The organism is Elioraea tepida, assembly GCF_019203965.1.
In the GTDB taxonomy this organism is placed as follows: Bacteria; Pseudomonadota; Alphaproteobacteria; order Acetobacterales; family Acetobacteraceae; genus Elioraea_A; species Elioraea_A tepida.
Window position 1 is genome coordinate 708,259 of the sequence record NZ_CP076448.1, and the last position, 23,686, is coordinate 731,944.

Below are 23,686 nucleotides of genomic sequence, written 5' to 3' on the forward strand. Positions count from 1 at the left end.
GGGAGGCTCACCGATGATCTCGATCTCGCGCGAAACGCTCGCCTATCTCGTGGTCAAGGCGCGCGAATACGATGCCCAGGTCGCGCCGGAAGGGCTCGAGGACGGGTCGAACGCCGCCGATGACGGGCAGATGGGGATCCTCGAATCGAGCTCCGACAACCCCACACGCGAGGAGCTCCGCGCCGCGCTCGAAGAGCTGAACGAGGACGAGATCGTCGAGCTTCTCGCTCTCGTGTGGGTCGGGCGCGGGGACTACGAGGCGTCCGAGTGGGCGGAGGCGGTCGCGGCGGCGCGCGCGGCGCATGACGAGCGCGCCGTCTCCTACCTTCTCGAGACGCCCAACCTCGCCGACCTGATCGAGGAGGGGCTCGACGCGTTCGGAATCTCGCTCACCGACGAAGAAGGCAGGCTCTGATCCGCCTGCGCCCTCCCCTCGGGCGAGCCGGCAGGCGTCCCGCCGAGCGCCGCGAGCGCGGGCCGGCACGCGCTGAGTGGTTCGGCTGAAGGACGTCGCTGCGCGTGATCGCAGGCCCTCGGGGTTGACGCGGAAAGACATGGACGCGCAGCGGGCACGGGCGCGAGGTCCTTCTCCAGCTCGACCCGATGGAACGCGACCAGAAACGCTCGCGTGAGGAGAGATCGCGCGCCGTCAGCCGCCGGCGACCCGACGCGCCACAAGCCTGATCACCGGGCCGAGCACCGGCAAAGTCGCATAGAACTGGCTGCCGCTGTCCCAGTGGTCGAGATGCGCGGTGACGAGGCCGTCCGCCCCGAGATGGACCTCGCTCATCCCCTCGATCCGCTTCCCGCCCGCGCCGGCGCCCCAGGCGAACGTCCAGCGGAGATAGCCGGCCTCGATGCCGAAGGCGCGGTCGGTCACGGTGAAGCGCGGGTTGGGCACACGCTCGAACATGTGGGTGAGGACGCGCTTGAGCCCGTCGCGGCCGCGCACGTCCTGGAACGGATCACGGAAGCGGATGTCGGGAGCGGCGAGCGAGAGGAGATGATCGATCGTGCCAGGCCTGAGCCCCTCCCAGGCGGAGCCCCAAGCAGCGAGGGCGGCGGCGCGGGGGTTGAGCGTCGTGGTCGCCGCCATCGGTCAGCGCCTCCCGGTCCCGCGCCCGACCAGAGGGAAATAGACGGCGTAGGGGACGATCCGCATGGCCTTCAGGATATACGCGAAGCGGCGCGGGAAACACACCTCGAAGCGGCCGCGGGCGAGCCCCGCGACGATCCTGCGCGAGGCCTCCTCCACGCTCATCAGGAACGGCATCGGGAAGTCGTTTCGGTCGGTCAGCGGCGTCTTCACGAAGCCCGGGTTGATCAGGTTGATCATCACCCCGGCGCGGTCGAGGTCGAAGCGTAGGCTCTCCGCCATGGCGATCAGCGCCGCCTTGGTGGCGGAGTAGGCGATCGCGCGAGGCAGGCCGCGGTAGCCGGCGACGGAGGAGACGATCGCGATCTGGCCGGACCGGCGCGCGATCATCGCCGGCATCACCGCGGCGAGGGCGTTCGCTGTGCCGATCAGGTTGACGGAGACTTGGGCCGTGAAGGCCGCGAGGTCGAAGCCCGCGGCGCTGTCGGGGAGGTAGGTGCCGGCGTTGAGGATGGCGAGAGCGATCGGCCGCCCCGTCTCGGCCTCGACGCGCCGCGCGGCTTCAGCGACCGCGCCCGCATCCGTCACATCGGCCGCCGCCGGGATGATCCGCCCCTGGGGCGCCTCGGCAGCAAGACGCGCGAGCTCCCCCTGACGCCGGGCGGTGGCCACCACCGTCCAGCCCGAGCGGGCGAGGTCGAGCGCGACCTGCCGGCCGATCCCCGAGGATGCGCCGGTGATCCAGGCGAGCCCGTCCTCGGGGCGCGCGGGGCGCGGGGCGGTCACGCCGCCCGGTCCTTCAGGCGCGGGGCGACGCGGTCGAGGAAGGCGGCCGCTCGGGCGCGGATCGCCACGAGTTTTGCGGGGCCCATGCGGTCCATCGTGCGGTACATCTGCGCCATGCGCGGGTTGGCCTCGAAGCGTTGGCGGTGCCGGGCGAGGAAATCCCAATAGAGCGCGTTGAACGGGCAGGCGTTCGGGCCGGTCGTCTCCTTCACGTCATGGCGGCAGGTGCGGCAGTAGTCGCTCATCCGGTCGATGTACTTGCCGGAGGCGGCGTAGGGCTTCGAGGCCATGATGCCGCCATCGGCGTGCAGCGCCATGCCGTGCGTGTTCGGCAGTTCCACCCACTCGAAGGCATCGGCGTAGACAGAGAGATACCATTCGTTCACCGCACCCGGGTCGATCCCGGCGATCAGAGCGAAATTGCCCGTCACCATCAGGCGCTGGATGTGGTGGGCATAGGCCTCGTCACGCGTCTGCCGCACCACCGCGTCGATGCAGGCCATGCCGCTGTCGCCCGTCCAGTAGAACTCGGGCAGGGCGCGGTCCGCCCCGAGCGCGTTGAGCGCGGCATAGCCAGGCATCTTCAGCCAGTAGAGGCCGCGGACATATTCGCGCCAGCCGATGATCTGGCGGATGAAGCCTTCGACCGCATTCAGCGGCGCCCGCCCCGCACGCCATTCGGCTTCGGCGCGACGGCACACCTTGAGTGGGTCGAGCAGGCCGAGATTGAGGCTCGTGCTGATCAGCGAATGGAACAGCACCGGCTCGCCGGTCGCCATCGCGTCCTGGTAGTCGCCGAACGAGGGCAGCCGGTCACGCAGGAAGGCCCCGAGCGCGGCTTCGGCCTCGGCGGAGGTGACCGGGAAGGAGAAGCCCTCGAGCGTGCCGAAGTTCGCGGGGAAGAGCCGGGCAACGAGGTCGAGCACCTCGGCGGTGACGGCATCCGGGGCGAAGCGCGGCGGCTTGGGGATGGTGAGCCCGCGCGGCAGTGGCTTGCGGTTCTCGGCATCGAAATTCCACGCCCCGCCGACCGGCTCTCCGCCCTCCATCAGAAGCCCGGTGCGTCGCCGCATCTCGCGGTAGAAGAACTCCATCCGGAGCGTCTTCCGGCCCTGCGCCCAGGCGGCGAACTCGGCCCGAGAGCAGAGGAAGCGTCGATCCTCGCGGATCTCGACGGGGATGCCCGCGAGCCTCTCCCAGGAGCGCATGTCCTCGAGCACGCGCCACTCGCCCGGTTCGGTCACGACGATCGCGGCCGGGGCGAGCGCCTCGGCCGCGCGCGCTACCTCGCCCGCGAGCGTGCCGGTATTCGCCGGATCGTCGAGCCTGATGTAGCGCACGCGCACGCCCTCCGCCTCGAGCGCGGCGGCGAAGTGGCGCATCGCCGAAAGCACGAGCGCGATCTTCTTCGGGTGGTGCGGCACGTAGGTGCATTCGCCCATCACTTCGGCGAGCAGCACCGTGTCGGCTGCCGGGTCGAGGTCGGCGAGCGAGGCGAGGCCGCGCGTGAGCTGGTCGCCGAGGACGACGCGAAGCGTCCGGCCGCGTCGGAGGCTCATGCCGTGCGCGTGTAGAGGATCACCGACCCGTCGCTGCGCACGAAGCGCAGGCGCGACCAGGCTCCGGCGGCGTCATACCAGATGTCGAGCTCGAGATCGCCCTCGATGCGCCAGCGCGTCGCGGGAATGGTCCGGCCGGCGACGGGGATCGGCTCCTCGCCGAGGCGGATGAGGCGCGTGTCGAGCAGCCTGCCACCCTGGGTGTCGATCTTCCGCCCGCGCAGGAAGGCGCCGTGCCAGTAGCTGGTCGAGACCGCGTCGATCGGGGCGAGATAGGCGCCCGATTCGGTTCCCTCGACCTCGATCGCCCGCTCGTTGGCGCGCGCCTTCACGGCAAGGCGGGTGCCGTTGTTGTCGGTCGTGGCGTTGATCGAGACGAGTTTGTCGCCACGCCAGACCTCCGTATTTCGGTGGACGTAGCGGAAAGCGGTCAGCCCGACGAAGCGCACGGCGAAGTCGATCGCGATCCCGACGCGTACGTCGCCGCCGTCGCGCGCGAAGTCGAGCACATGGGTGCCGATCGGGCTGTCGTTCCGGGTCACGTGGAAAGCAATCCGGTTGCCGGGGGGAATCGCAGCGAGGCTCGCCCCGGAGGTGATGAGGGCGGGGGCCGCGAGCATCAGCGTGCGTCGATGCAGCATGGTCCTCTCCTTCGTCTCAACCCTTGGTGCGCAAGCTCGAGCGGCCGCCGTCGACGGCAAAGACCTGGCCGGTGATCCACCCCGCCTCGGGCCCGAGCAGGAACCGCGCAAGCGCAGCCACGTCTTCGGGCTCGCCGAGGCGCGGGATCGGGTGCTGGGCGGCGATCGCCTTCGCCATCGCGTCGTTGCCGGTGAGCGGCGCCGCGAGTCGCGTGCGCGTCAGCGACGGCGCGATGCAGTTGACCCGAACCGCCGGCGCGAGCTCGGCAGCGAGCGCGACCGTAAGGCCCTCGACGGCGGCCTTGGCCGGGCCGATCACCGTGTGGTTGGCGAAGCCTGATCGTGCCGCGACGGACGAGAACAGAACCACCGACCCGCCCCCTACCTTGAGCGGCGCCTCGGCCGCGGCGACGGCCTCCGCCGCCGCAACGACGTTGAGCCTGTAGGCCGCGAGATGGTCCTCGACCGTCACCCGCTTCAAGGGCTTGAGCACGATCGAGCCGATGGCGAAGACGAGCCCCGCGAGCGCCCCGCCATGCGCCCCCGCTGCCTCGGCGACGGCCTGGGCAATCGCACCGGGAGCGAGCACGTCGGTCACCGTCGCCGGGGCTCGGAGGCGCGCGGCGAGAGCGGCGAGTCGTTCCGGGTCGCGCCCCGCAAGGTGCACCGCCCGGCCGGAGGCGACGAGGCCCTCGGCGATCGCCCCGCCGATCCCGCCGGTTGCGCCGAACACAAGAACAGCCGCCATCGCTCTCCCCTCCCCTCGCCGTCGTGAGATGGGGGGGAGCGTTCGAGCCGCGTCCCTGCCCACGCAACCGTGAAGTCGCGCTCACCGGGTATGGGCGGCAGGCCGCGTCCGTGCGATGGTCCGGGCCGTTCGCGGGGCAGAGGAAGGTCCGGTCAGGCGATGCGACAGCTTTTGCTGCTGCGCCATGCGAAATCCTCCTGGGACGACCCTGGGCTGCCGGATCACGACCGGCCGCTCGATTCGCGCGGCCGGCGTGACGCCGCCGCGATGGGCGAGGCGATGCGCCGGCTCGGCCTCTCGCCCGACATCGTGCTCGTCTCCTCGGCGCGGCGCACCCTCGAGACACTCGCCGCGATCGAGCCGCTCGAGGGCTCGCCGCTCGTTGACGAGCACGCCGAGCTCTACCTCGCCCCGGCGGAGAAGATGCTCGCGATGCTTCACGCCGTGCCGGAGACGGCGCGGAGCGTGCTGCTCATCGGCCACAATCCCGGCCTGCACGACCTCGCGCTCGCCCTGATCGGCCCGTCCGGGCTTGCCAGTGGCGGGGAAGACGCGCGGCGTCTCGGCGAGAAGTATCCGACCGGGGCGCTGGCCGAGTTCGCGATCGCCACCCCCTGGTGGGGCGTCGAGGAGGGGGGCGGGCGGCTCGTCCGCTTCCTCTGCCCGAAGGACCTTCCGGCCGCGCATGGCTGAGACGGCGCTCGAGCTCGTGCTGCCGCCCGAGCGGGCGACGCGGCTCTTTCGCCACCCCTCTCTTGCCGTCCACCCCCAGAGCGCCGGCTTCACCGCCTCGTTTTACGTCTCGGCCGACGGCGTGCTCGAGCGCGAGGGGCTCGCCGTCGTGGTGGAGCGGCGTCGTCGTGGGGCGGTGCAGCGTCTCGTTCGCGCCATGCCGGCCGAGGGATCCATCTGGCTGCCGGGCGAGCCGATGCCCGTGCCCGCCGAGACGCTGCTTGCCGAGCCGAGGCCCGATCTCGACGCGATCGCCGCCCATGCCGGGCTCGAGACGGGGGAGGAGCCGACGGCGCTCGCCGCGCTCGAGGGGCGGCTCTATCGGGCGGAGGCGGGCGGCGTGCGGGTGACGCTGCTCGCCGGGACGCTGCACGGCATCGCCGCCGAACGCCCGATCGCGCGGCTCACGCTCGCTGGCGGGAGCGAGCCGGTGTTCGCCCTTGCCTCCGCGCTGGCGGCCGATGTGGCGCTCGCCCTCCCGGCCACGAGCCTCGCCGAGGAGGCGCGCGCCCTCGCCCGCGGCGAGCCGCCTCGACCCTTGCGCGAGGGCGCGCCGCACCTTGCTGACGATCTCACCACAGCCGACGCCTTCCGCGCGGTGGTGTCGCATCTGACGCTCGCGATGGTCGCGCAGGCACCAGCAGCGCATGCTGGCGAGAGCCCCGTCGGCGTCCACCAGATGCGGGTGGCCTTGCGCCGGCTTCGCTCCGCGCTCTCTCAGTTCAAGGAGCTCGCCGGCTCCGAAGGCGAGGCGGCCTCGGCCGGGCTGAAGGCGCTCGCCGCCTGCCTCGGCCCTGCGCGCGACTGGGACGTGTTCCTCGGGGGGCGCCTCGCCGAGGTCGCCGCCGCCTTTCCGGGCGAGGGCCGGATCGCCGCCCTGCGCGAGGCGGCGACGGCGGAGCGCGAGGCCGCCTACGAGGCTCTGCGCGCAGCGCTCGACGCTCCGGGCTTCCGGCTTCTCTGCCTCTCTCTCGCCGCCTTGGCGCGCGCTCCGCTCGAGGCGCCTGAACCGGCACGGGACTTCGCCGCGCGCACGCTGACCCGAAGGCTGAGGCGCGTGCTTCGCCACGGGGAGGACCTCTCAGGGCTGCCTGCGCCGGAGCTGCACAAGCTCAGGCTGGACGCCAAGCGGCTTCGCTACGCCGGCGAGATGTTCGCGCCGCTCTTCGCCGGGCGCAAGGCGCGCCGCTTCCTGCGCGCTCTCGCCGCGGTGCAGGAGGAGCTCGGCCATCTCAACGACATGGCGGTCGCCACGTCCCTGCTCTCCCGGCTCGAGTTGCCCGACCCAGGCCGTGCCTTCGCGATCGGCGCCGTCGAAGGGTGGATCGCGGCGAAGACCGACGGCGCGCGCGAGGCGGCCTTCGCTGCCTGGGAGAAGTTCCTCGGCCGCGAGCTGTTCTGGGAGGGCTGAGCCCGGTCACGACCTGGCGTAGGGGCACGCTCTCGTCATTGGCGCCCTCGCCCTCGCCGGGCTTGCCGCCGGCTTTCTCGCTGGCCTGTTCGGCATCGGTGCCGGGGTGGTGCTGGTCCCCGCCTTTTCCTTTTTCCTTCCGCTTGTAGGGGTTGACGAGGCGGTCAGGCAGAAGCTTTCGGTTGCGACCTCGCTGGCGGCGACCATTCCCACCAGTCTTCTCGGCGCGCGCGCACACTGGCGCCACGGGGTGGTCGACGTCGCCTTCGTGCGCGGCCTCGCCGCTCCGATCCTGATCGGGTCGGCAATCGGTTCTGTCCTCGCGGTGTGGCTTGGTGGCGAGACCCTGAGCCTGATCTTCGCCGCGCTCGCCTTCGCCACCGCGCTGCTGCTTGGGCTTGCGGGACCCGGGTTTCGCCTGAGCGAGCAGTTCCCGGAGCGGTCGGTGGCAGCGGCGATCGGCGTCGCCCTAGGTCTGGTCGCGGCGCTGATGGGCATCGGCGGCGGAACCGTTGGCGTACCGGTGATGGTGATGTGGTGTGCCGATCCTGCGTGCCGTCGGCGCCGCGTCGGTTTTCGGGCTCGTGATCGCCGTGCCGGGAACCGCCGTGGTGATGGCAGCACCGCCACACCCGGCGATGCCGCCGTTTTCGCTCGGCTATGTCAGCCTGCCTGCGCTCGCGGTGATCGTTCCATTTGCGATGCTTGCGACCGGCGCGGGCGCTCGGTTTGCGCATCGCCTCAACCAAGGGCTGCCGCGCCGCGGCTTCGCCGTTCTTCTGGTCGTGGTCGCGGCGCGCATGGCGGCGACGGCGCTCGGCTGAGCGCTCACGGGCTCCAGGGCAGCGTGCCGGGCGGAAGGCGCCGCGCAGCGAGGCTCGCGAGCCCCATCAGAACGAGCACGATCACGAGCGAGACGACCGAGACCGCCGCCGCCTGGCCCACCGCCCCGCCGTCGTTCAGGCCGAACACGATCACGCCGAGCGTCTGGCTTCCCGAGGCATAGAGCAGGATTGAGAGCGTGATCTCGTTGAGAGCAGTGAGCGCGACAAGGATCGCCGCCGCCGCGGCAGCCGGCGCAAGTAGGGGCAGGGAGATGGTCGCAAGGCGACGCAAAGGTCCCGCTCCGGCGAGCCGTGCCGCCTCGTCCAGGCCGGGGTCGAGCCGTGCCGCGGCGGCTTCTACCGGCTTCAGTGCCAGCGCCTGGAACCGGGCGAGATAGGCGATCAGGATCAGGGCGAGCGTGCCATAGAGCGACACATCAAGGAGCGGCAGAGGGCGGAGATAGACGAGAATCGCGGCCACCGCGACGCACACCCCCGGCAGAGCGTAGGGCAGGTCGATCGCGAACCGCGCCGCGCGGGGCAGGCGCACCCGGGCCATCACGAGCGCGATCGCGACGAGGATCAGCGCCGACAAAGCCGCGAGCAGGAGGCTGTTGCGGAAGGCGATGATGGTGTTCTGCTGCACGAACAGGACCGAGACGAAGTTCGCGACCGTCACCGTGGACGCCGAAAGGGTCACGCCCGCCGCAGGGACGAGAGCGGTCGAGACGAGGGCCGCAAGCGGCAGCGCGAGCACGGCGGCGAGGTAGAGCCCAAGCAGCGCGAGCACCGCCCAGCGCCAGGGCCCGAGCGGGAAGGGCGGGGCGGACGCGGTCGCGCCTGAGGTGAGGAAGCGTCGGCCCCGCCGCCCGGAGAAGGCCTCCAAGGCGAGGGCAAGGGCCGCAAGCGCCGCGAGAAGGAGCGACATCAGCGCCGCCTCCGAGAGGCCGGCCGGGCCGAGCCCGGCAAGACGCTGCCAAATCATCACCGTCAGAACCGTGTAGCCGGCCGGGATCCCGATCAGGGCGGTGATGCCGAAATTGCCGATCGAGGCGATGAAGGCGAGAGCGGTGCCGGCGGCGAGCGCCGGCCTGAGCAGGGGCAGCACGATCCCGCCGAACACCTGCGCCCGCCCCGCGCCGGCAAGCCGCGCCGCCTCGATGAGGCCCGCGGGAAAGCGACGAAGCGCGCCCCTCACCGCGAGGAACACCAGAGGCGCGTGCTGCACGCCGAGCAGGAGCACGATCCCGCCGGGCGAGTAGAGCGGATGGGGCGTGCCGAGCGGCGGCGCGAGCCCGAGCGCGTTGAGGAGCGCCGAGGAGGGCCCGAGAGCGCCGGTCCAGGACAGAGCCGCGATCTGCGGCGGCACAAGCATCGGCAGAACGAACAGGACGGTGAGCACCCGCCGCCCCGGCAGGGCGCACAGCCCAAGAGCCAGCGCCGCCGCGGCGCCCACGATCACCGAGAACGCCGTCGCCGCGACAGCGACCTCGAGTGTCCGACGCCCGGCGCGCCAGACCCGGGCATCGCCGAACACGGCAAGCGCGAGATCGCTTTCCGCCCCGGGCAGCGACGGCGAGACCCCTTCGAGAAGCAGGCGCGCCATCGGCAGGGCGGAGACGACGCCCACCCAGGCGAGCAGTAGCGGCCGCAGGAGCCGCTCCCCGACGCTGACCGCCAAGCCGGCGCTACTGGCCGATCAGGGAGGCGAAGCGCCGCTGCACGGCGTCCGCCTCGGCGAGCGCCCGACGCGGATCGAGCGGCATCACTGTAATCGACCGCGGATCGGGAAAGCCAGCGGGCGGGGCGACGGCTGGGTCAGCCGGCAGGAAGCCCTGACGCGCGGCGAGCTCCTGCCCCTCGCGCGAAAGGAGGAAGGCGACGAAGGCCTTGGCCGCCGCCTCGTTCCGCGTTCCCGCGAGGATCGCCACCGGCTCGGTGATCGCCGACACGCCTTCCTTCGGGAAGATGAACTCGACCGGCGCTCCCTTCGCCGCCTCGCGGATCGGCAAGAAATCGACGATCATGCCGAAAGCGCGCTCGCCGCCCGCGACCGACTGCATCACCGCTCCGTTGCCGCCGCGGACGCTGAGCCCGTTCCGGGCGAGACGCTCGAGATAGTCCCACCCAAGAGCCGGGTTCTGCACGATCGCATAGACATGGATCAGCGCCGCCCCGGAGACGGAGGGAGAGGGCATGGTGACGAGACCCCGCGCGCGGGGATCGGCGAGATCGTTCCAGGAGGAGATCTCGATCGGCGCGCGGCGGTTGCGCACGATCCCTGTCGTGATCAGCTTGGTGCCCCAGTAGAAGCCCTCCGGGTCGACATGGTCGGCCGGCACGCCGCCGCGCGGCGCCTCCGCCCAGCGCAACAGGCGGTTCTCCGCCTTCAGCGTCTCCATCGTCAGGCTGTCGGCGATGAGAAGCACATCGGCGCGCGGGTTGCCGGCGGCGAACTCGGCGCGCAGGCGGGGGATCAGGGCGTTGGTGCCGCCGCGCACCCACTCGACCTCGACCCCGGGATGGCGGGCCCGGAAGGCATCGACCGTCCCTTGGGCATCGGGTTCGAGCTGGCTCGTGTAGAGCACGAGCCGGCCAGAGAGCGGCTGCGATGCCGCTGGGGTCGCGAGCGGCAGGGCAGTGGCGAGCAGGGCGGCGGCGAGGAACCGGCGCGGGAGGCAGGTTGACATGGCGGGACGGCTCTCCGGATGGTCGGTCTTGGGTGTCCGGGCGCCTCTGTAGCGGGGGCGAGCCCGGTCGTGCAGAGTGGAAGCGTGAAGAGTGTGTGACAGCCTGTGGCCGGCGCGGCCGGCGGTCGTCCTCGCCGCTTTTCTGCTCGTGGCGGGAGGGGACGGCATGGCGTTCGATCTTCAGGGTCATCGCGGCGCGCGGGGGCTTGCGCCGGAGAACACGCTTGAGGGGATCGCGCGAGCGCTCGCGATCGGCGTGACCACGCTCGAGATGGACGTTGGCATGACCGCCGACGGCGTGCTCGTCGTCTCGCACGACCCCACCCTCAACCCTGACATCACCCGCGCCCCGGGCGGGGCCTGGCTCGAGGGGAGCGGGCCAGCGATCCGCTCGCTTACCCTTGCCGAGCTCCAGGCCTACGATGTCGGCCGGATCCGCCCCGGGACGCGCTACGCCGCCCTGTTCCCCGGGCAGGTGCCGGCCGACGGCGCGCGCATCCCCACCCTCGCCGAGGTGCTCAAGCGTGCGGGCGAGGCGAGCTCGAGCGTGCGGTTCAACATCGAGACCAAGGTGTTCCCCGACCGGCCGGAGCTCACCGCGCCGCCTGAGGAGATGGCCCGCGCGCTCGCCGACGCGATCGAGGCGGCCGGCATGACCGCGCGGGCGACGGTGCAGAGCTTCGACTGGCGGACGCTCGCCTGGCTTCGCGACAACCGGCCGCAGATCGAGCGGAGCTACCTGACCTCGCAGTCGGGAGGGCACGACACCGTGTCGTCACGGGAGGGGCGCCCCTCGCCCTGGCTCGCCGGGCTGGATGCGGCAGCGCACGGGGGCTCGGCGCCGCGTCTGGTCGCCGCCGCTGGGGGCCGGATCTGGTCCCCCAACCATCGGGACCTGACAGAGGAGAGGTTCAAGGAAGCGAAGCGCCTCGGTCTTGCCGTGCTGCCCTGGACGGTCAATGACGCGCCGACGATGGAGCGGCTGATCGCACTCGAGGTGGACGGCATCATCACCGACCGGCCGGACATCCTGCGCGCGGTGATGGCACGGCTCGGGCTTCCGTTGCCTGAGCCGGTTCCGCCTCCGGCCGCCTCTCCCTAGACCGACGCTTCAGCCGGCCGGGTCGAGGAAGTTCGCGGCCGAGGAGAGGCGCGCCATCAACGCCTGCATCCTCGGATCCTCATAGGCCTTTTCGCGGGTGAGCGCCCCGATGGGGCAGAAGAACTCGTGCGCATGCGGCACATGGCCGGTGACGAAGTGGTCATAGTGCCGCTCGCGCAGCCCGTAGAGCACGCGCATGTCGCGCACCGGCAGCGTCAGCAGCCCTGTGGGCTCACTCCGGAGGATCCCGGTCAGCCGCCAGCGCGGGGTCGGGTCGGACGGGGAAACTGGGCCGAGGAGCCAAGGCAGCGGGCAGATCGCGAGCAGAGAATGGGTCGAGGGGGCGAAGCGCGATCGTTTGTCGAGCAGGTTCTGGAAGGACGAGCAGGCCTCGATCGCGACCACGTCGCACCAGGGCTCCTCGGGCGTGCCGCCGAACTGGAGCCACATCCCGTCGGGCAGGGTGCGCAGCCGGTCGGTTCCTGGGATCTTGAGGAAGGGCGATGCCGGGGACTGCGCATCGGACGGACGGGCCCGGAGGGTCGGAGGAGCGGCGCCGCGTGGGGCAAGACCGGGCAGGGACTGGGGCCACTTGCGCAGCTGCTGCCGCACCAGCGCGTCAAGAGAAGCGTGTCGCTCCATGAGTCAGGGTTCCCTGTCTGCGACGCATGCCATGGTAGGAATCCTGGGGACAACTCTGGGGAAAATTCAAGAGGGAAGTTCAACCTAGAATAGAATTAACGTTCTCTCCCTCATCCCGTGAGTCATGTCGTGGCTAACGATGCGTTGACGAAGCGGCGTCACAGGCCAGTCGAACGCTTGCAGAGTCGGTCCGGCCCTAAGACCACAAAGCTATTATCTCAAATGCTTAAGCTACGTCTTTATGGTCTCGCCTGCGTTTGCGGACAGCGGGGTCGGACGGCCGCACGCGTCATTCCGATGGCGCGCACGTGACCGGCCCACGAAGGCCGATGACGATCGGCGGATTCAACCGCTGCGCGAAATTCCTGTGGATAAGTCTCAGAGCTCTTGACGCGGCGGCAAGGTCACCCGCGCTCGGCAAGCGGCGGCACGTCGCGCAGCGGCGCCCCGGTGTAGAGCTGGCGCGGGCGGCCGATGCGCTGGGTTGGGTCCTCGATCATCTCCTTCCACTGGCTGATCCAGCCCGTGGTGCGCGCCACCGCGAACAGCACCGTGAACATGCTGGTGGGCATTCCCATCGCCTTGAGGATGATGCCGGAATAGAAATCGACATTCGGGTAGAGCTTGCGGCTGATGAAATACTCGTCCTGCGTGGCGACACGCTCGAGCTCCATCGCGAGATCAAGCAGCGGCTCGTGCGCGATCCCGAGCTCGGCCAGAACCTCGTGACAGGTCTTCTGCATGATCTTCGCCCGCGGGTCGAAGTTCTTGTACACGCGGTGCCCGAAGCCCATCAGCCGGACATTGCTGTCCTTGGCCTTGACCTTGGCGATGAACTCGGGAATGCGCTTCGGATGGCCGATCTCGGCGAGCATCTTCAGCACCGCCTCATTCGCCCCGCCATGGGCCGGCCCCCAAAGCGAGGCAATGCCGGCAGCGATGCAGGCGAACGGGTTCGCCCCCGTCGAGCCGGCAAGCCGGACGGTTGAGGTGGACGCGTTCTGCTCGTGATCGGCGTGTAGGATCAGGATCCGGTCCATCGCCCGGGCGAGCACCGGGTTCACCTCATAAGGTTCGGCTGGAACCGCGTTCATCATGTAGAGAAAGTTCTCGGCGTAGCTCAGATCGTTGCGCGGATACATGAAGGGCTGGCCGATCGAGTACTTGTAGGCCCACGCCGCGATCGTCGGAACCTTCGCGATCAGCCGGAAGGCCGAGATCCGCCGGTGCTCGGGGTCGTTGATGTCGAGGCTGTCGTGGTAGAAGGCGCTCATCGCTCCGACCACGGCTGTCATCACCGCCATCGGGTGCGCGTCGCGGCGGAACCCGTCATAGAAGCGGCGCAGCTGCTCGTGGATCATCGTGTGCCGGGTCACCCCGGTGGTGAAGGCGGCGAGCTGCTCCCGGTTCGGCAGCTCGCCATTGAGAAGAAGGTAGGCCACCTCGAGGAAGGTGCATTTCTCGGCGAGCTGCTCGATCGGATAGCCGCGATGCAGGAGGATCCCGGCGTCCCCGTCGATGTAGGTGATCTTGCTCTCGGTCGCGGCCGTGTCGGCATAACCCGGGTCGAAGGTGAAGATGCCGAGCTCGGAATAGAGTTTGCGGATGTCGACCACGGCGGGGCCCATCGTCCCCGGGATCAACGGCAGCGTCACTGACCGGCCGGTGCCATCGAGCGTGAGGGTGACGCTGCCCGGAGCGTTGTGACCAGCCCGGGCGTCAGAGGCTGGCGTCGACATCTCGTTCATCGTTGTTCTCCCTCGACCCCGCCCGCCTCGCCGCGCAGGCCGGCGGGCCGTGCGTGGCGGCCACGCGTGCAGGCAAGCGCGAGCATACGCCCGGTGCAGTCGGGGCCGCAACGTGCGGCAGTGCAGCATGAGACATGTCAGTTGCCGCGGCGCCAGCTCTCCGGCGTCTGGAACCGGCCTTCCCAAAGCCCCTACCGACCGGAGCGGGCCTGCGCCTCGGCCAGCCCATAGCGCGCCTGGCCGCGCCCACCCTCGGCCACCGCGACCGCCCAGCCGGAGGCGACCATCGCCTCGGCGAGATCGACACCCTCCGCCCGGCAGGTTGCGATGGCGCGCCCGTAGCGGTCGCGCCCCTGGGTGTCGCAGGTCACGGCGCGCCGACCGACGAGTGTCGCAAGCTGCCGCGCCGCCGCCTCGCCGCAGTCGAAGCGCGCCCCGTCGGTCCTCTGGCACTCCTGGCCGCGTTCAGGCGCATCGAGCCCAGCGAGGCGAACGGTGACGCCGCCGAGCCGGAGCGTGTCGCCATCGACCACCCTTACCTCTCCTGGCCCGGCCGAGAGCACGCGCGGCAAGGGGTTGCGCCGCCGCTCGGCGACGTCCGTCGGGTCCTCGTGGAACAGTCCGAACCACCCCGCCAAGGCCAGCATGAGGAGCCCGCCCAGCCACCAGCGGCGTCGGCCGCCGCCGCGCGGCTCGCGGCGCACGAACACCCGTCTCGACCGAAGCCAGCCTCTCACCCGCCTCCCCGCGTCCTGACGTCTTGGCCACCGGCGTCCGAGGTGCTAGCCCGCTGCCGGCGGCGCGGCAAGGCGGAGCGAACGGATGGGCCGGCCGCAGGAGGTGGGCGGCAGGGTGCTCTCGGCAGCGGTCGTCGGCACGGGGCTGATCGGGTCGGGCTGGACGGCGCTGATGCTCGCGCGCGGCCTTGCGGTGCGGGCCTGGGACCCTTCCCCCGGTTTCGACGAGCGGCTTCGCGCGGCTGTGGCCGCGCGTGCCCCCGCCCTCTCCCGCCTCGGCCTCGCGCCTGACCTCTCACGCCTCACTTGCCATGACCGGCTCGAGGAGGCGGTCGGCGACGCAGGGTTCGTGCAGGAGAACGCTCCCGACACCGAGGAGGCCAAGCGGCCGCTCTTCGCCGCGCTCGATGCCGCCGTGCCGCTCGGAAGCGTGATCGCCTCCTCGAGCTCGGCGCTCCTCCTCACCCCGCTCGTTTCCGGACTTGCCGGAGCCGAGCGGTTCGTGCTCGGCCATCCGATCACGCCGGCCGATCTGATGCCGCTCGTCGAGGTCTCTGGCGGCGAGCGCACCGCACGTTGGGCGATCGAGGCGGCAGTGGCGTTCTATCGTTCCCTCGGCAAGCGCCCCGTGGTGCTGCGCCGCGAGATCGCGGGCCACATCGCCGGGCGGCTCGCCGCGGCGCTCTATCGCGAGGCGGTCGCTCTGGTCGAGGACGGCATCGCCGATGCCGCGACCATCGACGAGGCGCTGCGCCACTCGATGGGGCTGCGCTGGGCGGCGACGGGCGTTCACCTCTCCTACCATCTCGGCGGCGGTGCGGGCGGCTTGCGGCATTATCTCGACCATCTCGGCCCGGCGCAGGAGCGTCGCTGGGCGTCGATGCGCACCCCTCGGCTCACGCCGGAGCTCAAGGAGCGTCTGGTCGCCGAGGTCGAGGCGATCGCCGCCGGCAGGAGCATCGCCGCGCTCGAGGCGGAGCGTGACGCTCGGCTCGCCGCGATCCTTGCCGCTCTCGCGGAGGTCGAGCATGGGTGAGCGGATCATCGGCGTGCTCGGTGGGATGGGCCCGCTCGCGGGGGCGGACTTCCTCGCCCGCCTCACCCTCGCGACCCCCGCTTCGCGCGACCAGGACCATGTGCGCGCGGTTCTCTGGTCCGACCCGACCGTGCCGGACCGGACGGAGGCCGCCCTCGGCGGAGGCCCTTCGCCGCTTCCGGCGATGCTCGCGGGCCTCAGGGTGCTCGAACGGGCAGGCGCCGGCTGCCTCGCCATCCCCTGCAACACCGCCCATCTCTGGGCCGAGAAGATCGCGGCCGCGACCGCTCTCCGCCTGCTCCACATCGTCGATGCGGCGGCCGAGGCGCTCGCGGCCCGCGGCATCAGGGGCGGCACGGTCGGGCTGATGGGAACCGAGGCGACGCTCCGCCTCGGACTCTACCAAGAGCGCCTTTCGAGGCGGGGCCATGCCTGCCTCTTTCCCGATGATGATGAGATGCGGCGCCTCGTGACGCCCGCGATCGCGCGCGTCAAGGCGAACGACCTCGCGGGCGCCACCGGCCCCTTGCTCGCGGTCGCCCGACGCCTCGCCGAACGGGGCGCCGCCGCGGTCGTGCTCGGCTGCACCGAGATCCCGCTTGCCCTGCGCGGGCCGGAGGCGGCGGGGTCCGGGCTCGTGCTGATCGACACGATCGACGCCCTCGCCCGGGCCGCTCTCGCCTGGGCCCGCGGCGGCTGACGGTCAGAGCAGAAGGAGCGCCGCCAGCGCAGCGGCAAGCGAGAGGAACGCGACGCCGGTCAGGACGGCGGCGCCGGTCGCGGCGAAGGTCTCGCACCGTCGCTTGGCAGCACCGGGCAAAGGCGTGGCGCCGCACGGGGCCAGGCTCTCGAGGCGACCCGGTCCGACGTCCGGTGCATCTTTCCGCTGCCCACTCCGCATCCCCGGCCCTCCGCGTCTCCGCCCCGCAGGCAGGAGCGGCGAGCCGGATCATCCGGGATTGGCGCGTCGGAAACGGACGCAGATGGCGGAGCGAGGTGCGCCCCTCGCACTCAATCGCAGGCGCAGCCGCGCGTCGGAGCGCTGTCGCGGCGGACGATGTGATGGTCGATCCATTCGGCGACGAGGCGCCTCGCCTCGCTCACCGAGGCCTCGGGGTGATGGATCCGGTAGAGCGTGGTACAGGCCGCGAAGGCCGAGAGGTCATCGGTGCCGTTGGCGCGAAGGTCACGATAGGCGGTGATGACCGCCCGCTCGCAACGCCGCGTGATCTGGCTGAAATCCCGTCCCATCAGGCGACCTCGCTTCGGCGCCAGGCGCAACCTCGACAGTTCCCGCACCGCGACCCGGCCTGCGATGCGAGCGAGTTGCGAACCACTCGCAACTTCCCCCTCAGTTATAGGGACCTTTCAACGCCCGTTCAATCTTCGCCCGTTCAATCGTCACTCGCCCTCTGGCTCTCGCCTCATCCCGCGGGGCTGTCACGCCGCCGGCGCCCCCTCCGCCACGAGCTCGGCGATCGCCCTGCCAACCTCCGCCGACCCCGCCTGCCCGCCCAGGTCGCGCGTGCGGGGGCCATGCTCGAGCACGGTCTCGATCGCCGACACGATCGCCGCCGCCGCCGCCGTCTCGCCGAGATGCTCGAGCATCAGCGCGCCCGACCAGATCTGCCCGATCGGGTTGGCGATCCCCTTGCCCGCGATGTCGGGCGCGGAGCCGTGAACCGGCTCGAACATCGAGGGATGTTTCCGCTCCGGATTGATGTTGGCCGACGGCGCGATGCCGATCGATCCTGCCACCGCCGGGCCAAGGTCGGAAAGGATGTCGCCGAACAGGTTCGAGGCGACCACCACGTCGAACCAGTCCGGGTGCTGGACGAAGTGGGCACAGAGGATGTCGATGTGGAACTGGTCGGTCGCGACGCCCGGATGGCGCTTCGCGGCCTCGGCGAAGCGCTCGTCCCAGTAGGGCATGGTGAAGGTGATGCCGTTCGACTTGGTGGCGGAGGTCACCTTGCGGCGGGGACGCGTCATCGCGAGGCGGAAGGCGTAGTCGATGATGCGGTCGCAGCCGATTCGGGTGAACACGCTCTGTTGCGTCACGAACTCGCGCTCGGTTCCGGCGAACATCCGCCCGCCGGAGGAGGAATACTCGCCCTCGGTGTTCTCGCGCACGACGATGAAGTCGATGTCGCCCGGGGCCCGGCCGGCGAGCGGCGTGCGTGCTCCCGGCATCAGCCGGCAGGGGCGGATGTTGGCGTACTGGTCGAAGCCGCGGCGGATGGGAATCAGGAGGCCCCAGAGCGACACATGGTCCGGCACGCCGGGCCAGCCGACGGCGCCGAGGAAGATGGCGTCGGCCTCGGCGAGCCGGTCGAGCCCGTCCTCGGGCATCATCGCGCCGGTCTTGAGGTAGCGGTCGCAGGACCAGTCGTATTCGGTGCAGGCGAGGGTGAAGCCGAAGCGCCGGCCGGCGGCCTCGAGAACCCGCAGGCCCTCGGGCACCACCTCGCGGCCGATGCCGTCGCCCGGGATCACCGCGATCCGGTGCGTGCGAAGCGCTGCCGACATGGCCTCCCTCCTGACTGTGCGGGCCGCGACCATAGGCGGTCGCGTCAAGGCGTCAATGCGGCGCCGGCCGATGCGCGCCTGCCCGTTCCGCACGCCGTCCCGATGCCTGTATCATCGGGCCGGATTCGAAGGGAGCATGCGCAGGCTTCTGCGGAACCTGTTCGAGCGCGTCGGGCGAGGCCAGTCGGAGGCGATCGCCGTCCGGTTCGCCGATGGCTCGTCCTGGCAGAACCGTGCGGGCGATCCCGCCGTGACGGTCGTCTTCCGCACCGCCGCCGCCGAGGCGCGCACGCTGCTCCTCGGCTATGTCGGTTTCTTCGAGGCGTATTTCGACCAGCACATCGACATCCTCGGCGAGGATGCCGTCGGGCGGCTGATGCGGCTCGCCTACGGCAGCGCCTACCGCTACCAGGCCAACCCGATCGTGACGCTGCTGCGCCGCTGGCGGGAATGGCGCGACGACAACCACGATGCCGCCGCCGCCCAGGCCAACGCGCGCCGCCATTACGGCCTGCCGCATCCGTTCTTCCGGCTGATGCTCGGCGAGGACTGCCTCTACGCCGAAGGCATCTGGGACGAGGGCGCGACGACGCTCGAGGAGGCGCAGCGGCATCGCTGCGAGACGATCTGCCGCGCGCTCCAGCTCAAGCCCGGCGAGCGTCTGGTCGAGGTCGGCTCCGGCTGGGGCGAGATGGCGCTGCATGCGGCCGAGCGTCACGGCGTCGAAGTGGTGAACTACGGGCTCGTGCCCGAGCAGAACGCGGTGATGGCCGAGCGGATCAGGCAGCGCGGGCTCGAGGGGCGCGTGACGATCGTGGAGAAGGACCACCGCGCGCTCCTCGAGGAGAAGGAACGCTACGACAAGTATCTCTCCGTCGGCGTCTACGAGCACGCTGGGCGGCGCTGGCAGCCGGCCTGGATCGAGAGCATCGCCGCGGCGCTCAAGCCCGGCGGCATGGGGCTGATCTCGACCACGAGCTACCCCTCGCAGTTCGCCACCGAGTACCTGACGCTGAAATACGTCTTCCCCGGCGGCAGCGTGCCCAGCCTGCCGCGCCTGCTCGAGCTGCTCGACCGCAACGGGCTGCACGTCGTCCGCGTCGAGGAGCTCGGTTGGCACTACCAGCGCACCGCCGCGTGCTGGCTGGCCAATGTCGAGGCGCACTGGGACGAGATCGCCGCGCTCGACCCGCGCCGGTTCGACGAGAAGTTCCGCCGCGTCTGGACCTGGTACCTGCACGGGGTGATCGAGGGGTTTCGCCCGGCGGGCGGCGGGCTCAACCTGCACCACATCCTGTTCACCAAGGGCAAGGGGCAGTGGTCGCGCGGCGGTGTCAGGGAGCGCGCGGCGAGCGGCGATGGCGGCTGAGCCGGAGGCGCTGCGGCGCGCCCCAACCTCGGCGCTGCTCGAGGCGCTGCTCGCCGAGGCCCCGGGCGCCGAGGTGACGATCGACTGGCTGATCGAGCGGCTCGGCGAACGCGGCTTCGGCATGCTGCTCATGCTGTTCGGCCTCGTCGCGATGCTGCCGGGCGTCTCGGCCGCGGCGGCGATCGTGCTGATGCTGCCTGCGGGGCAGATGATCCTCGCCCGGCCGCGGCCGGTGCTGCCGCGCCGGCTCGGCTCCCGCCCGGTCGGCGTCCGGCGCCTCCATGCGATGCTGCGCCGAGTCGCACCCGCCCTGCGCCTGATCGAGCGCGGCATCCGCCCGCGCTGGCGCACGCCCTTCGAAGCCACGAAGCGCGTCGTGGGCGCGGTGGTGCTCGGGCTCGCGGCAGCGCTGCTCGCGCCGGTGCCGCTCAGCAACCTGCCCATCGCGGTCGCACTGATGCTGATCGCGCTCGCCTATCTCGAGGAGGACGGGCTTCTGCTCGTCGCCGCTCTCGCCCTCGCCCTCGCCATGCTTGCCGCGACCCTCTTCCTTGCCTGGACCATGCTCTCGGCGGCCGGGGACGGCATCGGCCTCTGGTGACCGGAGGCGGTGCCGCGAGCGCTCAGAGGAGGCCGCGGGCGCGTATCTCGGCCGCAACCCGACCCGCCTCGTCGAGCCGCTCCCGCTCCTCGCCCTCGAGCCGCTCGCCGAGCGGAGCCGCGAGCCCTGCCGCGACGAGGCTCGCGTGGAACCGAGCGTGCCGCGGCCCCGCGAGCCCGGGCGGCGACCAGAAGAACACCGGCGCCTCGGTCGCGCAGGCCTCCGACAGCATCGAGACGCTGTCCCCCGTCACCACGATGGCGTCGGCAAGGCCGAGGAAGCCGAGATACGGGTTCTCCCCTTCGCTGCCGAAGCGGTGGAGGAGGTGCGGCACCGCCCCGAGCCCTTCGGCCAGAGCCTCCTCCGCCTCCCTGCCGGTGCGTCGGCTCGTGGTCGCGAGCACCGACCCGCCGGCCGCGACCGCAAGCGCCGCGACGCGGGTCGCGAGGTCGCGCGCGAGCAGGGGCGAAAGCCCCTCGGCACGGACCGGTCCGCCGACCAGCAACGCGACCCGTGGCCGCGGCAGGTGCGCAAGCCGCGGCTCCCACGCGGCGGCGGCGTCGGCGAGCTTCGCCGCAGTCACACGGTGTGGCGCGCCGATCACCGCAAGCACGTTGGGCGAATCGGCCGGACGGTCATGCCAGGGGATCACGAGCAGGTCGAACCGCCCCCCTGCCACCCCGGGCCGCATCACGTGCACAAGTCGCGCGCCTGAGCGACGCCCGAGCCAGAGCGCCACCGGGGCGGCGCGCCGTCCGGCCGAGATCACGAGCCTCGGCCAGGGCGGAGAGAGCAGCGCCCTTGCTTCGGGCGCAAGCCCCGTGAGCGACCCCCAGGGCAGCAGGTTCGGAAGCCGCGCGAGCACGGTCCAGCGAAGCGGCTTGACCGCGACGGGAACGCCGAGCCGCTCGGCGATCCCGAGCGCCTGGGCGGCCGTTCCCGCGCGCGGGTCGGCCAGCACCCAGACGCGAGGGGCTGCCGGGGAAGGCTCTTCGGTTGTCCCGCCGGTCACGCGAAGCTAGGAAGGATTGGCAAAGAGGGGAGCCTCCGCCGCATGTCGGACCGCCACGCCACCGTCTGGGACCGCGACGCCGCCCTGACCGCAGCGCGAATCCTGCTCGACATCAAGGCGGTGAATTTCCGGCCCGAGGAGCCCTACACCTTCACCTCGGGCTGGAAATCCCCCGTCTACATCGACTGCCGCAGGATCATCTACTTCCCCCGCGCGCGCGCCAAGATCTGCGACCTCGCGGTGGAGAAGATCGGCCGCCATGTCGGCTACGAAACCTTCGACGTGGTCGCCGGCGGCGAGACCGCCGGAATCCCCTTCGCCGCCTGGATCGCTGACCGGATGCTGACGCCGATGGTCTATGTGCGGAAGAAGCCGAAAGGCTTCGGCCGCAACGCCCTGATCGAGGGCGACGTGCCGGAGGGCCAGCGCACCCTCCTCGTCGAGGACCTCACGACCGACGGCCAGAGCAAGATACGCTTCGCCCAGGCGCTCCGGGATGCCGGGGCGATCGTCAACCACACCTTCGTGGTGTTCTTCTACGGCGTGTTTCCGGGCTCGTTCGAGACGTTGCGGGCGATGGACATCGGCCTGCACCATCTCTGCACCTGGTGGGATGTGCTCGAGGTCTGCCGCACCCATCCCTATTTCAGCGACGAGGCGCTTGCCGAGGTGCGTCGGTTCCTCGACGACCCGGTGAGCTGGTCGCGCGCGCGCGGCGGCATCGGCTCCGCAGCCGAGGCGCAGGCGACGGAGCAGGCGTGAGGCGGGCGTTCGCCACTGCCCTTCTCGCCACGGGCCTCGCCGTCGGCGGCGCCTGCGCCCAGACCCGCGACACGCTCACCATCGGCATCACCCAGTTCCCCTCGACCTTCCACCCCTCGATCGAGACCATGGCGGCGAAGAGCTACATCCTCGGCTTCGCCCGCCGCCCCGTCACCACCTATGACGCCGACTGGCAACTCGCCTGCATGCTGTGCGTCCGTCTGCCGACGATCGAGAACGGCGATGCCGTTCCGGAAACGGCGCCGAATGGCAACCCCGGGATTCGCGTCACCTACCGCCTGCGCGAGGATGCGGCCTGGGGCGACGGCACGCCGGTGACGGCGGATGACATCGTCTTCGCCTGGGAGGCCGGGCGCGAGCCGCTCACCGGCATGGGGCCCGCGGAGCTCTACCGCTCGCTCCACCGCATCGAGGTGGTCGATAGCCGGACGCTGACGCTCCATTTCGACAAGCTCACCTTCACCTACAACGCGATCAACGACCTCAACCCGCTGCCTGCGCGGCTCGAGCGGCCGATCTGGCGCGAGGACCCGCGCGCCTACCGCACCCGCACGCTATATGACCGGGAGATCACCAACCCCGGCCTCTGGAACGGCCCCTACCGGATCACCGCCAGCCAAGCGGGCGCCTCCGTCACGCTCGAGCGCAACCCGGCCTGGAAGGGCGCCGCTCCCGCCTTCCGCCGCATCGTCGTGCGCACGATCGAGAACACCACGGCGCTCGAGGCGGCTCTGCTCGCGGGGCAGATAGACATGATCGCGGGCGAGCTCGGGCTGCCGCTCGACCAGGCGCTCGCGCTCGAGAAGCGCGCCGCCGCACGGTTCCGCTTCCACTACCAGCCGGGGCTCGTCTACGAGCACATCGACCTTAACCTCGACCATCCCGCTCTTGCCGACGTTCGCGTCCGCCGTGCGCTGCTTGCCGCGATCGACCGTGAGCAGATCGTCGCGCGCCTGTTCGAGGGGCGGCAGCCGGTCGCGCGAAGCTTCGTCAACCCGCTCGACTGGATGGCGGATGACACGATCCCCGCGACCGGCTTCGACCTCGCTCTCGCCCGGCGGCTTCTCGACGAGGCGGGCTGGACGCCTGGGCCGGACGGGATCCGACGCAACGCCGCAGGCGAACGCCTCTCGTTCGAGCTGATGACGACGGCCGGCAACCGCTCGCGCGAGCTCGTGCAGCAGGTGCTGCAGGGGATGTGGCGTCAGGCGGGGGTTGAGATCCGGATCCGCAACGAACCGCCGCGGGTGTTCTTCGGCGAGACGGTCTCGCGCCGGCGCTTCCAGGGCATGGCGCTGTTCGCCTGGATCTCCTCGCCCGAGAACGTTCCCCGCACGATCCTGCACTCCACCGAGATCCCGACCGAGGCGCGCAACTGGTCGGGGCAGAACTACACGGGCTTTCGCAACGCCGAGGTGGACGCGCTGCTCGAGGCGATCCCGCTGGAGCTTGACCGCGAGAAGCGCCGGCCGATGTGGCGTAGGCTGCAAGAGATCTACATGACGGAACTGCCCGTCCTGCCGCTGTTCTTCCGCTCCGATGCGCATGTCTGGCCGCGCTGGCTCGAGGGCGTCCGCCCGACCGGGCATCTCGCTCCCTCGACGCTGTGGGTGGAGGAGTGGCACGTGTCGCGATAGGCG

Annotated in this window: 23 protein-coding genes and 1 pseudogene; 11 read left to right on the plus strand and 13 right to left on the minus strand. The window is 71.1% G+C overall.

Annotation, left to right across the window (positions count from 1 at the left end; genetic code table 11):
* Window positions 1-13: 13 nt before the first annotated feature.
* Complete coding sequence (locus tag KO353_RS03370; RefSeq protein ID WP_218286352.1) at window positions 14-415, plus strand: DUF3775 domain-containing protein; 402 nt, start codon at window positions 14-16, stop codon at window positions 413-415.
* A 234-nt stretch (window positions 416-649) separates the two neighbouring features.
* Here KO353_RS03370 and KO353_RS03375 read toward each other — a convergent pair whose 3' ends face one another.
* Genes KO353_RS03375 through KO353_RS03395 form a run of 5 tightly spaced genes read right to left on the minus strand, consistent with a single transcriptional unit; the run spans window position 650 to window position 4,830 of the window.
* Entirely contained in the window at window positions 650-1,096 is a 447-nt protein-coding gene (locus KO353_RS03375) for a nuclear transport factor 2 family protein (RefSeq protein WP_218286353.1), read from the minus strand.
* 3 nt (window positions 1,097-1,099) lie between these two features.
* Window positions 1,100-1,882 carry an SDR family NAD(P)-dependent oxidoreductase gene (locus KO353_RS03380; protein WP_218286354.1) on the minus strand — a complete coding sequence of 261 codons (783 nt, stop codon included), beginning with the start codon at window positions 1,880-1,882 and terminating at the stop codon, window positions 1,100-1,102.
* Window positions 1,879-3,441, minus strand: a complete 1,563-nt coding sequence (locus KO353_RS03385) for a cryptochrome/photolyase family protein (RefSeq protein WP_218286355.1) — start codon at window positions 3,439-3,441, stop codon at window positions 1,879-1,881. The genes KO353_RS03380 and KO353_RS03385 overlap by 4 nt, the downstream gene beginning before the upstream one ends.
* The gene (locus KO353_RS03390; RefSeq protein WP_218286356.1) at window positions 3,438-4,082 is read right to left on the minus strand and encodes a DUF6134 family protein; all 645 of its coding nucleotides are present in this window, start codon (window positions 4,080-4,082) and stop codon (window positions 3,438-3,440) included. Before KO353_RS03390 ends, KO353_RS03385 begins: the two co-directional genes overlap by 4 nt.
* A gap of 16 nt (window positions 4,083-4,098) precedes the next feature.
* Window positions 4,099-4,830 (minus strand): SDR family oxidoreductase, encoded by a 732-nt coding sequence (locus KO353_RS03395; protein ID WP_218286357.1) that lies wholly within the window; start codon window positions 4,828-4,830, stop codon window positions 4,099-4,101.
* A 159-nt stretch (window positions 4,831-4,989) separates the two neighbouring features.
* Here KO353_RS03395 and KO353_RS03400 point away from each other — a divergent pair, with 159 nt between their 5' ends.
* From KO353_RS03400 to KO353_RS16260, 3 genes and pseudogenes are all read left to right on the plus strand, one after another.
* On the plus strand, window positions 4,990-5,523 hold the full coding sequence (locus KO353_RS03400; RefSeq protein ID WP_218286358.1) for a SixA phosphatase family protein: 534 nt from the start codon (window positions 4,990-4,992) through the stop codon (window positions 5,521-5,523).
* Complete coding sequence (locus tag KO353_RS03405) at window positions 5,516-6,973, plus strand: CYTH and CHAD domain-containing protein (protein ID WP_218286359.1); 1,458 nt, start codon at window positions 5,516-5,518, stop codon at window positions 6,971-6,973. Before KO353_RS03400 ends, KO353_RS03405 begins: the two co-directional genes overlap by 8 nt.
* A 106-nt stretch (window positions 6,974-7,079) precedes the next feature.
* A pseudogene (locus KO353_RS16260) lies at window positions 7,080-7,797 on the plus strand (sulfite exporter TauE/SafE family protein).
* Window positions 7,798-7,801: 4 nt separating this feature from the next.
* Here KO353_RS16260 and KO353_RS03420 read toward each other — a convergent pair.
* On the minus strand, window positions 7,802-9,478 hold the full coding sequence (locus KO353_RS03420) for an ABC transporter permease (RefSeq protein WP_235692008.1): 1,677 nt from the start codon (window positions 9,476-9,478) through the stop codon (window positions 7,802-7,804).
* 7 nt (window positions 9,479-9,485) lie between these two features.
* A complete protein-coding gene (locus KO353_RS03425; RefSeq protein ID WP_218286361.1) occupies window positions 9,486-10,487 on the minus strand; it encodes an ABC transporter substrate-binding protein in 1,002 nt (333 codons plus the stop codon).
* A gap of 166 nt (window positions 10,488-10,653) precedes the next feature.
* On the opposite strand from KO353_RS03425, the gene KO353_RS03430 reads away from it, so the two are divergent.
* Entirely contained in the window at window positions 10,654-11,589 is a 936-nt protein-coding gene (locus KO353_RS03430; protein WP_218286362.1) for a glycerophosphodiester phosphodiesterase, read from the plus strand.
* Window positions 11,590-11,598: 9 nt separating this feature from the next.
* Here KO353_RS03430 and KO353_RS03435 read toward each other — a convergent pair whose 3' ends face one another.
* From KO353_RS03435 to KO353_RS03445, 3 genes are all read right to left on the minus strand, one after another.
* Window positions 11,599-12,231: a hypothetical protein gene (locus tag KO353_RS03435; protein WP_218286363.1), complete on the minus strand. Its 633-nt coding sequence runs from the start codon at window positions 12,229-12,231 to the stop codon at window positions 11,599-11,601.
* A 404-nt stretch (window positions 12,232-12,635) separates the two neighbouring features.
* The gene (locus tag KO353_RS03440) at window positions 12,636-13,970 is read right to left on the minus strand and encodes a citrate synthase (protein ID WP_235692085.1); all 1,335 of its coding nucleotides are present in this window, start codon (window positions 13,968-13,970) and stop codon (window positions 12,636-12,638) included.
* A gap of 200 nt (window positions 13,971-14,170) precedes the next feature.
* Window positions 14,171-14,626: a thermonuclease family protein gene (locus KO353_RS03445; RefSeq protein ID WP_218286365.1), complete on the minus strand. Its 456-nt coding sequence runs from the start codon at window positions 14,624-14,626 to the stop codon at window positions 14,171-14,173.
* A gap of 175 nt (window positions 14,627-14,801) precedes the next feature.
* Here KO353_RS03445 and KO353_RS03450 point away from each other — a divergent pair, with 175 nt between their 5' ends.
* Together KO353_RS03450 and cuyB are read left to right on the plus strand one after the other, a co-directional pair.
* Window positions 14,802-15,752 (plus strand): 3-hydroxyacyl-CoA dehydrogenase NAD-binding domain-containing protein, encoded by a 951-nt coding sequence (locus KO353_RS03450; RefSeq protein ID WP_218286366.1) that lies wholly within the window; start codon window positions 14,802-14,804, stop codon window positions 15,750-15,752.
* A complete protein-coding gene (cuyB, locus tag KO353_RS03455; RefSeq protein WP_218286367.1) occupies window positions 15,745-16,452 on the plus strand; it encodes a cysteate racemase in 708 nt (235 codons plus the stop codon). Before KO353_RS03450 ends, cuyB begins: the two co-directional genes overlap by 8 nt.
* Before the next feature lie 311 nt (window positions 16,453-16,763).
* Here the strand turns inward: cuyB and KO353_RS03460 are convergent, their stop codons facing one another.
* Complete coding sequence (locus KO353_RS03460; RefSeq protein WP_218286368.1) at window positions 16,764-17,003, minus strand: hypothetical protein; 240 nt, start codon at window positions 17,001-17,003, stop codon at window positions 16,764-16,766.
* Window positions 17,004-17,192: 189 nt separating this feature from the next.
* Window positions 17,193-18,281: a tartrate dehydrogenase gene (locus KO353_RS03465; protein WP_218286369.1), complete on the minus strand. Its 1,089-nt coding sequence runs from the start codon at window positions 18,279-18,281 to the stop codon at window positions 17,193-17,195.
* Between the two features lie 136 nt (window positions 18,282-18,417).
* Here KO353_RS03465 and KO353_RS03470 point away from each other — a divergent pair, with 136 nt between their 5' ends.
* Both KO353_RS03470 and KO353_RS03475 read left to right on the plus strand, forming a co-directional pair.
* Window positions 18,418-19,650: an SAM-dependent methyltransferase gene (locus tag KO353_RS03470; RefSeq protein ID WP_218286370.1), complete on the plus strand. Its 1,233-nt coding sequence runs from the start codon at window positions 18,418-18,420 to the stop codon at window positions 19,648-19,650.
* Window positions 19,640-20,251: an exopolysaccharide biosynthesis protein gene (locus tag KO353_RS03475; protein ID WP_218286371.1), complete on the plus strand. Its 612-nt coding sequence runs from the start codon at window positions 19,640-19,642 to the stop codon at window positions 20,249-20,251. Before KO353_RS03470 ends, KO353_RS03475 begins: the two co-directional genes overlap by 11 nt.
* A gap of 22 nt (window positions 20,252-20,273) precedes the next feature.
* Here KO353_RS03475 and KO353_RS03480 read toward each other — a convergent pair whose 3' ends face one another.
* The gene (locus KO353_RS03480; RefSeq protein ID WP_218286372.1) at window positions 20,274-21,263 is read right to left on the minus strand and encodes a mitochondrial fission ELM1 family protein; all 990 of its coding nucleotides are present in this window, start codon (window positions 21,261-21,263) and stop codon (window positions 20,274-20,276) included.
* Between the two features lie 42 nt (window positions 21,264-21,305).
* Here KO353_RS03480 and KO353_RS03485 point away from each other — a divergent pair, with 42 nt between their 5' ends.
* Both KO353_RS03485 and KO353_RS03490 read left to right on the plus strand, forming a co-directional pair.
* Window positions 21,306-22,025, plus strand: a complete 720-nt coding sequence (locus KO353_RS03485) for an orotate phosphoribosyltransferase (RefSeq protein ID WP_218286373.1) — start codon at window positions 21,306-21,308, stop codon at window positions 22,023-22,025.
* Complete coding sequence (locus KO353_RS03490) at window positions 22,022-23,683, plus strand: peptide ABC transporter substrate-binding protein (protein WP_218286374.1); 1,662 nt, start codon at window positions 22,022-22,024, stop codon at window positions 23,681-23,683. Before KO353_RS03485 ends, KO353_RS03490 begins: the two co-directional genes overlap by 4 nt.
* The last annotated feature ends 3 nt before the right edge of the window (window positions 23,684-23,686 follow it).